Here is a 13,056-nt window from a genome sequence, read left to right on the forward strand (position 1 = left end):
TCATCGCCTGATCTCATCACCGCCGGCGTACTCGAACGAGTTCTGCGCCGTTTCTTCGAGGCGGATCTTCTCCACCACGGCGGCCGCGAATCCCTGTTTCAACGCTTCGTAGATCTCGACGCACAGGTTCTCGGTGGTTGGCACGGCGTCGCGGAACTGCGGCAGCGCGTTCAGGTGCTCGTGGCCAAAAGTCTCAAGGATGTTCTTCTCGACGAATCCATCCAGCTCCGCCAGATTGCACACCATCCCAGTAGCGGGATGCACCTGCCCGCCGAGGGTCACCTCCAGCGCGTAGTTGTGCCCGTGGCCGTGCGGGTTGTTGCACTTGCCGTAGGTGCGCAGGTTCTCTTCTTCGGACATCGCATCGCTGTGCAGCCGATGCGAGGCCGAGAACCAGTAGCGGCGTGTGAGGTGCGCCTTCATTCCTCTCCGAAAAAATCCGCGAACAGGTCCGGAGTCTCGTACACGCGGACGCGATGCAGCTCCGCAGCGTGCAGCTTCGGCTTCAGCCGGTTCCAGACCACGATAGCCAGGTTCTCCGTCGTCGGAATGGCCTGGAAGAATTCCGGCACTTCCTTGTTCAGGAAGCGGTGGTCGAGCGCATCGAGCACTTCCCTGTTCAGGATCTCCTTCAGATCCTTCAGGTCAACGACGAACCCGGAGCGCGGGTCCACCGGCCCCTTCACCGTGACCTCCAGCGTGTAGTTGTGTCCGTGGCCGTGCGGGTTATTGCACTTGCCGAAGATGCGCCGGTTCTCCTCCGCGGAAAACTCCGGATTGTGGTAGAAGTGCGACGCGGAGAACTCGGCCTTGCGCGTCAGATAGACCATCGTGCGCCGCGCACGGGGGTCTCCTCCGGCTCGCTCCGGTTCTTGCTCGATGACTGTGGAATGCTTGGACAATACGCCCGTCCTTTCCATGTAACGCTCCGGCGCCACCTGTAATAGAAGCGCGAACGTAGCAAAAGATACGAAAAGATTGGCAACCCCAGCGGGGCCAATGTTTGGGCAGTGATGCCGAAATGGGCCCGGGTCACGCGCTTCAAGACGCGCAACCACGCCAGCACCGCGATTCCGACCGCCCCTAAGACTAATTCTCTGGTGGAAACGCTGCCTGCAACATCTCCTCGGTGCGTCAACGCCCAGGCGCCGATGACGACACCTGCGACGATGGCGATGAATTCCGCCAGTCTCTCTACCGCCAGTCCGCCGGTGCGGGGAAACAGCAGTGCCAGGTTCTTGCTCCAGCCTTCGACCAGCGAGGCGGTATCGCGATACATCCGCGTGCGCACCAGACCCTTGCCGTAGCGCAGGCGAATGCGCCGCCCGGAGGCTTTGACCAGCTTCGCGAGCTCGAGGTCTTCCAACAGGCTCGACGAGACTGCTTGGTGTCCGCCCACCGCATCGTACGCCTCGCGCGCGATGAGCAGGTACTGGCCGTTGGCGGCGGCCGCGCTGGACGCCGGATCGCAGACGTCCCGCGGAGGATACACGGAAGCAAGCTCGGCAAAAATTGCCGGCATCGCGGTCCACTGCACCAAGCCGCGGACTTCCTGCTCTGGCGAATATGACAATAACGCCACGCCCTCGCGTCGCGCTTCCTGCAGGCTGCGCGCGAGCGATCCCGGCAGATGCTCGGTATCGGCGTCGGTGAACAGCAGCCACTTTCCGCCAGCTGCCTGTGCCCCGGCCCAGACCGCGTTGCACTTCCCCGACCAGCCCGCCGGCAGCTCTCCCGCGGAGATCACTTGCACCCCGGCGAATGAACCTGCGATCTCGCGCGTGCGGTCGGTCGAGCCGTCGTCCACCACGATGATCTCGAGATCCACGCCGACCTGCGCCACAAGGGAGCGCAGGCAATCTCCCAGGCAGGCCTCTTCGTTGCGCGCCGGAACGATCACCGATACCAGCGGCGACCGCGCCGGACGCGGCTCCCCACGCTCTAGCGATTCTGGCGGCATGCTGCGAATCCCTTTATTATAGCTTTGTGAGACGTTTCCTCTGGTTCTTGCTTCTGCTGGCGATGCTGGCAGGATGCGACCGCGGCTCCAAGCCGGCCATGGTCGGCAATCCCGCACCGGATTTCACCGTCACCGACGCTGACCGTACCGTGTCTCTCAAGGACCTGCGCGGCAAGGTGGTGGTGCTGAATTTCTGGGCGACCTGGTGTCCGCCCTGCGTCGACGAAATGCCTTCCCTGGTCAGGATGCAGCGCGAGATGAAAAGTAAGGGCGTCACCGTGCTGGCTGTCAGCCTGGACGAAGACGCCCGCCAGTACCGCACCTTCCTGGAGAAGAACCACGTCGATCTGCTGACCGTCCGCGACCCGCGGCAGAAGAGCAACGAACTTTACGGCACCTTCAAGTTCCCCGAGACCTACATCATCGACCGCCAGGGCGTGCTGCGCCGTAAGTTCATCGGCCCCGTGGATTGGACCAAGCCCGACATCCTCGATTACATCAGCAAGCTCTGATGGAACCGCAGAGAACGCCGAGACCGCAGAGGTGATTTGTCTATTCCATTCTCTGCGATCTCCGGGGTCTCCGCGGTCTCTGCGGTCGAATGTTTCTGTCCTACAAGCGAATTGTCCGCAGACGCAGCGAATTCGTTATGACTGAAACTGAACTGAAGCTCATCGCCGCGGCCGCCAGGATCGGGCTGAGCAGCAATCCGTAGAAGGGATAGAGGACTCCCGCCGCGATGGGTACGCCCAGCGAGTTGTAGGCGAATGCCCAGAATAGGTTCTGCCGGATGTTACGCATGGTGGCCTGGCTCAAGCGACGCGCGCGCACCACGCCGCGCAGATCGCCCTTCACCAACGTGACCCCTCCACTCTCCATGGCCACATCGGTGCCCGTGCCCATAGCGATCCCTACGTGGGCCTGCGCCAGGGCGGGCGCATCGTTGATACCGTCGCCCGCCATAGCCACCACGCGGCCCTGTTGCTGTAGCTTCTTTACCACGTCGGCCTTGTGGTCGGGCAACACTTCGGCCTCGAACTCGTCGATCCCCAGCTTCCTCGCTACCGCTGCCGCCGTGGTGCGGCTGTCGCCGGTGAGCATGACGATGCGCAGGCCCTGCTGCTTCAGCTCACGAACCGCTTCCGGGCTCGACGGCTTGATGGGATCGGCGACGCCGATCACCCCTGCCGGCTTGCGGTCCACGGCGACCAGCACCACCGTCTGGCCTTCCTGACGCGCCGCCTCCGCGCGTTGCGCAACCTCGTCTTGCGAGACGCCAACCTCGGCAAACAACGCCGCGTTCCCCACCGCGACCTCATGTCCCTCCACACGCCCGACCACCCCTTTGCCGGTGATGGAACGAAAGTCAGAGGCACTCGTCGCCTCCACCCCGCGCTCCCTCGCGCCCGACACGATCGCTGCCGCCAGCGGATGTTCACTCGCCTTCTCGAGCGACGCAACGATCCGCAGCAGCTCGTGCTCCTCATATCCGGCCACGACGGCGACCGAGGTTAGCTTCGGCTTTCCTTCCGTGAGCGTGCCCGTCTTGTCGATCACTAATGTGTCGACGCGCTCCATGGTCTCCAGCGCTTCGGCATTCTTGATGAGCACACCGGCGCGGGCGCCGCGCCCCGTGCCTACCATGATGGCCATCGGTGTAGCCAGTCCAAGCGCGCAGGGACACGCAATGATCAGCACCGCGACGGCATTGACCAAGCCGTGCGCCAGCCGCGGCTGCGGGCCCACCAACGCCCACACGATGAAGGTGACCGCTGCGATCGCGACCACCGCCGGAACGAAGATGCCTGCCACCTTGTCCGCCAGCCGCTGGATGGGTGCGCGGCTGCGCTGCGCTTCGGCGACCATGCGCACGATCTGTGCCAGCAAGGTCTCGCTGCCCACGCGATCAGCGCGCATGACCAGCGACCCGGTCCCGTTCACCGTGGCCCCGATCACCTTTGCTCCCGGCCCCTTCTCGACCGGGATGGACTCGCCCGTCACCATCGACTCGTCCACCGCACTGGTGCCCTCGAGCACAACACCGTCTACCGGTACCTTTTCTCCCGGCCGCACGCGCAGCCGGTCGCCGGGATGAACCTGGTCGAGCGTGATGTCGCGCTCGCTGCCGTCGTCGGAAACCTTACGCGCCATCTTGGGCGATAGGTCGAGCAGCGCCCGGATCGCCGCACCTGTGCGGCTGCGCGCCCGCAGTTCGAGCACCTGCCCCAGCAACACCAGCACGACGATCGCCGCCGCGGCTTCGTAGTAGACCTCGGCCGCGCCTCCGTGTCCGCGGAATTGCTCCGGCAATGCCGACGGAAACAGCGTCGCGAACAGGCTGTAGGCATATGCCACGCCCGTGCCCATGCCGATCAGAGTGAACATGTTGAGATGGCGGGTCTCCAGCGACACCCAGGCGCGCTGGAAGAACGGCCATCCGCCCCACAGTACGATGGGCGATGCCAGCGCGAATTGTAGCCACGGCATCAGCTGCGGCGGCACCGCGTGGGGGGCGAAGTACATCAAACCCATCGACAGCACGAGCAGCGGGATCAGCAGCACCGCCCCGACCCAAAAGCGGCGTGTCATGCTCTTCAGCTCGGGATCGTCCTGCGCCTCGGCGGTAATCGTCTCCGGCTCCAGCGCCATCCCGCAGATCGGGCACGGCCCCGGTTTCGATTCCCGGACTTCCGGGTCCATGGGGCAGACCCAGACCGTCCCAGGCTTCGCCGGGGCGATTTGCGCGGTGGGGGACGGAATCGCATCTGTCGCCGCCGGCTTCGGCATCCCGAGTGAGATCCCTACGAGCGGCGATGTCCCCGCCACCTTATTCAGATATTTCTGCGGATCCGCCTGGAACTTCCCCGCGCATCCCGGGCAGCAAAAGTAGAACGTCTTACCCGCGTGATCGACCTTCGCTCTGGCGGTCGCCGGGTCCACCATCATCCCGCAGACCGGGTCGAGCTCCTTCTTCCCCGGCCCGGATTGGCCCACGATCTTCAGTGCATCCATGTTCACCTCGAATACCGGGAGAACAGCTCGACCAGTTCGTCGTACATCGCCTCGGCGCGCTCCGGTGAGCCCTTGATGGCGGCAGTGGCACAATTGCGCAGGTGATTGCGCAACAACTCCCGCCCTACGTTGCGCAGCGCCTCATTCACCGCCGAGAGCTGTACCAGGATGTCGGCGCAATAGCGGCTTTCCTCAACCATTCGCTGCAGCCCCCGCACCTGGCCCTCGATCCGGCGCAGCCGGTTCAGGTTCGCCGCCCGGATCTCCGGATCCACAGCCACTGCCTTCCTGGCGCCGCGCTCCGCCCCGCTGGCGCACCCGCAGGCTGCGCCGGCCGTTGGATGCTCCGATTGGCTGGGTTTCGCCATATCCACATCATATACCCCATGGGGGTATTAAGCAACGAATGGATGTCCACCGGCGGTATGCCATCCCGAAATTTCCAGGAGGCCTGCCCTCGCGTATATTGATGGGTACGGTCCAGGAGGGATGGATCCGATGACCGCCCTTGACGTGGTGTTCCGCTACGGCGCCGCTCCCGGCGAGGCCGAGATCCGCGCCATCGCTCCCCTGCGCGATGTCTACGGCATCCGCCGCCTCCGGTTCGACGAGAAGGAGCACACCATTCGCGTGGAGTACGACGCCAGCCGTCTGAATGAGAAGACGGTCGCCGGCCTCCTGCGCGGCGCCGGCATCGACCTGATGGAGAAAGTCGCCCTGGTTTAGGCGGCCCGGGGCGGGCTCGCCTCTCTTTACAGCAAGAAACAAGGGGCACGGCTCCTGCCGTGCCCCTTGCGCTTCGAGAACCTTATTTCGTGACCTTCTGCGCGCCGAACTCTCGTGCCCGCCGCAGGCACTCGTCGGCCGCCTTGTCATCGCCCTCGGCTCGCTTCAGCAACGCCAGGTGGTACAGGCTGCTCACCTCACCCACCGCTTCCTCCTGGCTGCGCTCGAAGGCCCGCTCCGCGGCTTCGATGTTTCCTCGCCGCTCGTGGATCACTCCCATGTGGTAGTGCGCCATCAGGTAGTCCGGTGTCAGCATGACGGCTTGCTCGAACTCACGCAACGCCTCATCCAACTCTCCGGCGTGGAACAGGGCGATGGCCATGCGATAGTGGGCCGCATTGCAGTGGGGATCGATGGACAAGCATTTGCGATAGGCCTTCACCGCCTCCGGCATGTCGCCGCGGTGGTAGTGGGCGACTCCCAGGTCGTAGTAGGCGCGCGCAAAGCGCGGCGCCTTGGCCAGTGCTATTTCGTAGTGCCGGACGGCGACGTCGAGCACCCCCTGCCGGAAATACACCGCTCCCAGAAGGTGGTTGGCGAGCACGTGGTCCGGCTGTGCCTCCAGCAGCCGCTCCAGCTCGCGGCGCGCCTCGTCGTTGTTGCCTTCCTGCTCGTGCACCAGCGCCAGTAACAGGCGGTGGTCGATGAAGGCATCGCGCAGAAACACGCCGCATTCGGCGCAGAACTTGTCGCTGGGCTGGCAGACGTGTCCGCAGCGGTTGCAGCGCGGGGTAGCAGGGCTGCTCATAGGGGGCCTCCTGGCCTGATTGCATTGGACGCCGCCGGCGACCCGGCCTCAGTGACTCGCATCACCCCGCAAGGTGACCCATGCACCGCCCTGGTAACCTGCCTCCGTCCGCCCCGTTCCGCTTGCATTGCATGGGCCGGCTGCACTAACCTTCACATCCCCCGCCCGCCCGGGAGCCGCACATGGAACTGCAGATCGAGACCCGCGACATGGACGGCGTCACCGTCGTCTTCTGCCAGGGAAAACTCGTTCTGGGGGAGGAGATCACCCAGTTTGGCAACCAGATCCGCGCCATCCTGGAAGAAAAGCCGGTGATCGTGATGGACCTCAGCGGCCTCTCCTACGCCGACAGCAGCGGCATCGGGACGCTCATGGGGCTGTTCATCGCCGCCCGTGCGCGCAGCGGAGAGATCAAGTTCGCCAACCCTTCCGAGCGCCTTTCGCACGTGCTCAAGTCCATGCAACTGGTGGGCGTCCTCGGCATGTACCCGAAAGTGGACGACGCCATCCGCTCCCTGAAGGCTCGCTCCGCCGCTCCCGGACCGTTCTGATCAACAGCAGGAATGGCGGGGAATCTGCCGACAAAGGAATGGCGCGCCCTGAGAGATTCGAACTTGAGCCGATTTGCGGGCGTCAGACGAGCGCAGCGAGGCGGGAGCCCGCAGGCGAAATCCTGAGCCGGAGCGCAGCGCCGGCGAAGGATCTCTCCCAGCAAGGAGCATGCAAGAAAATGGCGCGCCCTGAGAGATTCGAACTCCCGACCTTCTGGTTCGTAGCCAGACGCTCTATCCAACTGAGCTAAGGGCGCGCGTCGCGTGCGCTGCTGAAGACCTGATTATATCGGAAGCCCGCTGGCCGTGAAAGTTCACGCCGCGGGCGTGCGGCGGGCGCGTTGCCCGCGCAGCGGCACATCGATGCCGTACCGCCTCATCTTGTAGAGCAAGGCCTTATAGCTGATGCTCAGCGTGCGCGCGGCTTCCTTGCGGCTCCCCCCGCTCTGCTCCAGCGCCTGCGTGATCGCTTCTGCCTCGGCTTCGTCTTTCAGGTCGCGGACCATGCGCTTGAGCCCTCCGTTGGTAGCGGCTGTGGCGGCGGCGACGGCGATCGCCGTCGACGCGGCACCGCCTTCCAGGTCACGCAGGATGAGCTTCTCGTCTCCCAACACCAGGTAACGCTTTACCATGTTCTCCAGCTCGCGCACGTTCCCGTGCCACTCGTGACGCAGGCATGCAGCCAGGAGCGACCGCGAGAAACCCAGCGGCTGTCGGCCATATTGTTCCGCCATGCGCCCCATGAAATGCTTCAACAGCGCCACGATCTCCTGCTTCCGCTCGCGCAGCGGCGGGATATGGATGGTGAAAGCGTTCAAGCGGTAGTACAAATCTTCGCGCAGCCGCCCCTCGGCCAAGGCCTGCTGCACGTTGACGTTGGTGGCGGCGAGCACTCGCACGTCCACTTCGATATTGCTGCGCCCGCCCAGCCGCGAGAATGACTGGTCTTGCAGGACGTGCAGCAGCTTGGCCTGGAGCCCGGGCGACATCTCGGCGATCTCGTCCAGCAGCATGGTCCCGTGGTTGCAAAGCTCGAACTTCCCCGGCTTGGTATGGATGGCGCCGGTGAAGGCCCCCGCTTCGTATCCGAATAGCTCGCTCTCCAGCAGGTCGGTGGGGACCGCCGCGCAGTTCACTTTGAGGAAGTCTCGGTGCGAGCGCAGCGACATCTTGTGGATCATGCGCGCCACCACCTCTTTGCCGGTCCCGCTTTCGCCCAGCATCAGCACGGGCACGTCCACCCGGGCGATCTGCGCCACTTGGGCGCGGATCGCGTGCATGGCCGGGCTCGCCGCCACGAAGAAACAACCCTCCTCGATCTGCTCGATCTCCGCGCCTCCTCCCTCCAGCGGCCGCGTCACCGTGTCCAGGCAAACCTCCAGGACGGCGTCGAGTTCGGATCTCTGGAATGGCTTGGTGAGGTAGTCGCTCGCCCCCAGCCGCATGGCCTCGACCACCTGGTGCGTGTCGCTGACGCAGGTCAGGATGACCACCTTCAGCTCGGGTTGGAGGCGCCGCAATTCGGCGAGCGTCGCAAGGCCGTCCATCCGCGGCATGACGAGATCGAGCAGCGTCACATCGGGAGCGTGCCGCTGCACCCGCTCGATGGCTTCTGGCCCGCTGGCTGCTGTGTCCACCTGGTAGCCGTCGATCTCCAGCAGCGTGCGCAGGTATCCCCGCATGCTCGCTTCGTCATCGACGATGAGGATTCGCCCAGCCGCCATGGTTCGTGTAGGAGACGCCGCCCGGTGGGGGATCCTCCAGGACTCGTGCGTTTCATTCCCTGCTACTGCATCGTGCGCGGTTGGGGCTGAGGTGTTCAGTGACGCAGGTCACGCCCAGCCGGTTAAGCCCCGCGTCGCGGTTGTGTTTTTCATTATGGGAATCCGGGGCAGAACCTCCTCGCATTCACGGGCGACGGCCTTGTCGCCCGCTTTTCTTTGCTCGACCCTCCCTCTGTCGGTGCACAGTACAATCGGGCGGCATGGCACGCGTCCTGATCGCCACCTCAAACCCCGGCAAGCTGCGAGACTTTTCCGGCGCGGCTGCCCCTCGCGGCATAGACGTCCAGGGGCTGCCCGGCTTCGCTTCCCTGCCCCAGGTTGTCGAGGACGGCGCGAGCTTCGAAGCCAATGCCCGTAAGAAAGCGGAGCACTACAGCCGCTTCGCGCCGGGCGAGGTGGTGTTGGCCGACGATTCGGGCCTCGAGGTGGACGCGCTCTCCGGCGCGCCCGGTGTGCACTCCGCGCGCTTCGCGGCTCTCCAGAACGGCTCGGCCGCGGCGAACTCCGGAGACGCCGCCAATAATGCCCGCCTGCTGCGCGAGTTGGTCTCGGTGACGGACGACCGTCGCGCCGCCCGCTTCGTCTGCGTCATCGCCGCCGCCCGCGACGGACATACTCTCGCCACCTTCCGCGGCAGCGCGGAGGGATGCATTCTGCGTGCCCCTCGCGGCTCCGGAGGCTTCGGATACGATCCCCTCTTTTTTTTCCCTTCCCTGGGAAAAACCTTTGCCGAACTGGCGCCCGAAGAAAAGGCCGCGGTCAGCCACCGCGGCCAGGCATTCCGAAATTTTCTGCAATGGTTCGAGCGAGATCCGTCCCCTTCGCTGCGCTTAGGGTCAGGATGACGGCGGCGGGCTCCCGCTACGCTCACGCCCGCAAGGCGCCGTCATTTGAAGCATTTCGCCAGCGACGCGGCGATGGTCACCAGCCTCTGCAGGTCCGCGGGCGCGAAATCCGGTCCCGAATCCGGCGCCGACTTGCCCTTGCGCGATACTTCGATCACGCCGACCACGCCTGCCGGCCCCATCACTGGCACGCTCATCATCTTCTGGATGACGTGCGCCAGCTTCTCGTCCGCGGCGGGGTGTTGACCCGCAACCTTGGGCTTGCCCGCCAGCTCCACCGCCTCGAAGACACTGGCGTGCTTGGACTGCGCGAAATTGTTGATGATCTCCGCCCGCTTGGTGTTGGCGGTGCGGGCCGCCAGCGAGGTCGATGTGTTGACCGGGATCGATCCCACCGTCGCCAACTTGGCCGGAAACAGGAAGGACAGCATCTGCTTTTCCAACCGCAGGATCCCGACCTCGTCCTCTTTCACGTTAAAGGCCTTCGCGATCTCAGCGGCCACGCGCTCGCTGTTTTTCGGGTTCAGACCCTCTTTCTCGATCTCGTTCGCCAGCTGCGCGAATGCAATCACGGGTGTCGCCATGGTGCGCTATCTCCTGATCCCAATGGGCGGTACTCTGCCGCGCCATTATATCCGCCGGGCTGCCCGGGGCAAGCCGCCCGGCCCCGAAATCCCAATACCTCCGTCTGTGATGTAGCTCACATAGGTGCGTTCATTAACGATTGACTTCCCCTCCGGCGGAAAACCATAATGCAAGGTTGGCAATCGGGGTCTTATTCATCTAAGGAGTACTCATACCGATGGCTTCTTCGGTCAGTCCTTCTATACCTGCTCCTGCCCCCAAAGTTCGATCCGGTGTCGCTCCGTTGCGTGCGGACCAGGGATACTCGTTCGTCCTGCGACGCCTGCACTCGTTGAGTGGGATCGTTCCCGTCGGGACATTCCTTGTTGAACATTTCATCAGCAATGCCTTCGCCACCAACGGGCCCAAAGCCTATATCGATCAGGTGAAGTTCCTGACCGGGCTGCCCTTTGCGGTTTGGCTCGAGGTCTTCGGAATCTACATCCCCATCGCCTTCCATGCCCTGTACGGGATCTACATCTGGTGGCGTGGCGAATCGAACGTGACCGACTACCCCTGGCTGGGGAACTGGATGTACACGGCGCAGCGCTGGACGGGCATCGTCGCCTTCGCCTACATCCTCTACCACACCTACACCATGCGCTTTACCGGCGCGCACCTGTTCGTCAACCCCGGCGCCGCCTTCGGCAAGGTGCAATTGGAGCTCGCCGAAGGATGGCCGGTGTACGCCTACATCGTGGGCATCGTCGCGGCATCCTGGCACTTTGCGTATGGCATCTGGCTGTTCTGCGCCAAGTGGGGGATCATCGTGGGCGGCAAGGCACGCAAGCGCTTTGGCGTGGTCTGCCTGGCGATCGGCATCCTTTTTGCGGCAGTAGGGCTTTATACGTTGCGCGCTTTCCTGGTGACCCCGCTGCAGCCGATATCCGAGCCGGAGGCCCAGGTCCAGTCATTGCAAGTTCATAGATAAGGAGCCGGGGCTTCTCCCGGAAGCATTCATACATGGCGAAGATTCCCAATATCATCGTGGTAGGCGGCGGGCTCGCCGGCCTGTCGGCGGTCATCAAGATCGCCGAGATGGGCGCGCACGTGGATCTGTTCTCCATCGTGCCGGTCAAGCGCTCGCACTCGGTCTGTGCCCAGGGCGGCATCAACGCGGCCAAGAACCTGAAGGGCGAAGGCGACTCCACCTGGATCCACACCGACGACACCATCTACGGCGGTGATTTCCTGGCCAACCAGCCGCCGGTCAAAGCCATGTGCGAGATGGCGCCCGGCATCATCGACCTGCTGGACCGCATGGGTGTGACCTTCAACCGTACGCCCGAGGGGGTGCTCGATTTCCGGCGCTTCGGCGGCACGCTCTTCAATCGCACCGCGTTCGCCGGCGCCACCACCGGCCAGCAGCTCCTGTACGCGCTCGACGAGCAGGTGCGGCGGTTCGAGGCGGAAGGCAAAGTCCAGAAGTATGAAGGATGGGAATTCCTTTCCGCTGTGCTCGACGGGCAGCGCATCTGCCGCGGGATCTGCGCCATGGACCTGCGGACGATGGAGGTCCGCACCTTCCCGGCTGACGCCATCATCATCTGCACCGGCGGCGTAGGAGCCATTTTCGGCAAGTCCACCAATTCCGTTGTCTGCACCGGATCCGCGCAGTCCGCCCTCTACCAGCAGGGCGCTTACTACGGCAATGGAGAATTCATTCAGGTCCACCCGACCTGCGTTCCTGGCGAAGACAAGCTGCGGCTGATGTCGGAATCGGCGCGCGGCGAGGGCGGGCGCGTTTGGGTCCCCAAGAAACCCGGGGACAACCGTGACCCGAAATCCATCCCGGAGAACGAGCGCTGGTACTTCCTCGAAGAGTGGTATCCGAAGTACGGCAACCTGGTGCCCCGCGATGTCGCCACCCGCGCCATCCATAAGGTCGTATACGAAAACAACCTCGGCGTTGACGGCCAGCCGATGGTCTACCTCGACCTGACGCACATCGACCGCAAGATCCTCGACAAGAAGCTGGAAGGCATTCTCGAGATCTACGAAAAATTCGTCGGCGATGACCCGCGCGACGTCCCCATGAAGATCTTCCCGGGCGTGCACTACACCATGGGCGGCCTGTGGGTGGACTTCAACCAGCAGACCAACATTCAGGGTGTCTACGCCGCGGGAGAATGCGACTACAGCATCCATGGCGCGAACCGCCTGGGCGCGAACTCGTTGGTCTCCTGCATCTTCGGCGGATTCGTTTCCGGACCGACCGCCGTCAAGTACGCCAAGAACCTGGCCGACGCCAAGGGCAGCGGCCACTTCGAAGCGGAGAAGAAGCGGCAGCAAGAGATCAATGCCCGGCTTATGAACAACCAGGGCAACGAGAACCCGTTCCGCCTGTGGCGCGAGTTGGGCGACACCATGACCAAGAACGCGACGGTCATCCGCTACAACAAGAACCTGAAGGAGACCGACGCCAAGCTGGTCGAGCTGCTGGAGCGCTACCGCCACGTGAACCTGAGCGACCGCAGCCAGTGGGCCAACACCTCGTTCGTATTCGCCCGCCAGCTTTACAACATGCTGCAGCTGGCGAGGGTCATCACCCAGGGTGCGGCTATGCGCGACGAATCGCGCGGCGCGCACTACAAGCCGGACTTCCCGGAACGGGACGATAAGAACTTTCTGAAAACGACCAAGGCTTCGTTCGCGCCCGACGCCGACGAGCCCAAGTTCGAGTTCGAGCCGGTGGATACGACTTTGATCCCGCCGCGGCCACGTCGTTATGACGTCGCGGCATAGG

General features: G+C 63.9%; 14 protein-coding genes and 1 tRNA gene. 6 read left to right on the forward strand and 9 right to left on the reverse strand.

Annotated elements, in window-relative coordinates:
- From LAN37_06040 to LAN37_06050, 3 genes are read right to left on the reverse strand one after another with little or no spacing between them, the layout of a single operon-like run.
- On the reverse strand, positions 1–423 hold the full coding sequence (locus LAN37_06040; protein ID MBZ5646770.1) for a 6-carboxytetrahydropterin synthase: 423 nt from the start codon (positions 421–423) through the stop codon (positions 1–3).
- Positions 420–830: a 6-carboxytetrahydropterin synthase gene (locus LAN37_06045; protein MBZ5646771.1), complete on the reverse strand. Its 411-nt coding sequence runs from the start codon at positions 828–830 to the stop codon at positions 420–422. Before LAN37_06045 ends, LAN37_06040 begins: the two co-directional genes overlap by 4 nt.
- Positions 818–1,960, reverse strand: a complete 1,143-nt coding sequence (locus LAN37_06050; GenBank protein MBZ5646772.1) for a glycosyltransferase — start codon at positions 1,958–1,960, stop codon at positions 818–820. Before LAN37_06050 ends, LAN37_06045 begins: the two co-directional genes overlap by 13 nt.
- A 62-nt stretch (positions 1,961–2,022) precedes the next feature.
- On the opposite strand from LAN37_06050, the gene LAN37_06055 reads away from it, so the two are divergent.
- On the forward strand, positions 2,023–2,472 hold the full coding sequence (locus LAN37_06055) for a TlpA family protein disulfide reductase (GenBank protein MBZ5646773.1): 450 nt from the start codon (positions 2,023–2,025) through the stop codon (positions 2,470–2,472).
- Positions 2,473–2,572: 100 nt separating this feature from the next.
- On the opposite strand, the gene LAN37_06060 is transcribed toward LAN37_06055, so the two are convergent.
- A complete protein-coding gene (locus LAN37_06060) occupies positions 2,573–4,972 on the reverse strand; it encodes a heavy metal translocating P-type ATPase (GenBank protein MBZ5646774.1) in 2,400 nt (799 codons plus the stop codon).
- Positions 4,973–4,974: 2 nt separating this feature from the next.
- Positions 4,975–5,340, reverse strand: a complete 366-nt coding sequence (locus LAN37_06065; protein MBZ5646775.1) for a metal-sensitive transcriptional regulator — start codon at positions 5,338–5,340, stop codon at positions 4,975–4,977.
- A gap of 130 nt (positions 5,341–5,470) precedes the next feature.
- On the opposite strand from LAN37_06065, the gene LAN37_06070 reads away from it, so the two are divergent.
- Positions 5,471–5,698, forward strand: a complete 228-nt coding sequence (locus LAN37_06070) for a hypothetical protein (protein MBZ5646776.1) — start codon at positions 5,471–5,473, stop codon at positions 5,696–5,698.
- An 82-nt stretch (positions 5,699–5,780) separates the two neighbouring features.
- Here LAN37_06070 and LAN37_06075 read toward each other — a convergent pair whose 3' ends face one another.
- Positions 5,781–6,506 carry a tetratricopeptide repeat protein gene (locus LAN37_06075; protein ID MBZ5646777.1) on the reverse strand — a complete coding sequence of 242 codons (726 nt, stop codon included), beginning with the start codon at positions 6,504–6,506 and terminating at the stop codon, positions 5,781–5,783.
- A gap of 182 nt (positions 6,507–6,688) precedes the next feature.
- On the opposite strand from LAN37_06075, the gene LAN37_06080 reads away from it, so the two are divergent.
- Complete coding sequence (locus LAN37_06080; GenBank protein ID MBZ5646778.1) at positions 6,689–7,057, forward strand: STAS domain-containing protein; 369 nt, start codon at positions 6,689–6,691, stop codon at positions 7,055–7,057.
- 180 nt (positions 7,058–7,237) lie between these two features.
- Here the strand turns inward: LAN37_06080 and LAN37_06085 are convergent.
- Both LAN37_06085 and LAN37_06090 read right to left on the reverse strand, forming a co-directional pair.
- Positions 7,238–7,314: transfer RNA gene (locus LAN37_06085), tRNA-Arg, on the reverse strand.
- Positions 7,315–7,371: 57 nt separating this feature from the next.
- Complete coding sequence (locus tag LAN37_06090; GenBank protein ID MBZ5646779.1) at positions 7,372–8,781, reverse strand: sigma-54 dependent transcriptional regulator; 1,410 nt, start codon at positions 8,779–8,781, stop codon at positions 7,372–7,374.
- Between the two features lie 260 nt (positions 8,782–9,041).
- Between LAN37_06090 and rdgB the strand changes: the two genes are divergently transcribed.
- Entirely contained in the window at positions 9,042–9,686 is a 645-nt protein-coding gene (gene rdgB / locus LAN37_06095; GenBank protein ID MBZ5646780.1) for an RdgB/HAM1 family non-canonical purine NTP pyrophosphatase, read from the forward strand.
- A gap of 41 nt (positions 9,687–9,727) precedes the next feature.
- Here rdgB and LAN37_06100 read toward each other — a convergent pair whose 3' ends face one another.
- On the reverse strand, positions 9,728–10,270 hold the full coding sequence (locus LAN37_06100; GenBank protein MBZ5646781.1) for a hypothetical protein: 543 nt from the start codon (positions 10,268–10,270) through the stop codon (positions 9,728–9,730).
- A gap of 284 nt (positions 10,271–10,554) precedes the next feature.
- Here LAN37_06100 and LAN37_06105 point away from each other — a divergent pair, with 284 nt between their 5' ends.
- Together LAN37_06105 and sdhA are read left to right on the forward strand one after the other, a co-directional pair.
- Positions 10,555–11,241 (forward strand): succinate dehydrogenase, encoded by a 687-nt coding sequence (locus tag LAN37_06105; protein ID MBZ5646782.1) that lies wholly within the window; start codon positions 10,555–10,557, stop codon positions 11,239–11,241.
- Positions 11,242–11,273: 32 nt separating this feature from the next.
- Complete coding sequence (gene sdhA, locus LAN37_06110; protein MBZ5646783.1) at positions 11,274–13,055, forward strand: succinate dehydrogenase flavoprotein subunit; 1,782 nt, start codon at positions 11,274–11,276, stop codon at positions 13,053–13,055.
- Position 13,056: the final 1 nt, after the last annotated feature.

The organism is Terriglobia bacterium (assembly GCA_020073495.1).
GTDB lineage: Bacteria > Acidobacteriota > Terriglobia > Terriglobales > Acidobacteriaceae > JAIQFD01.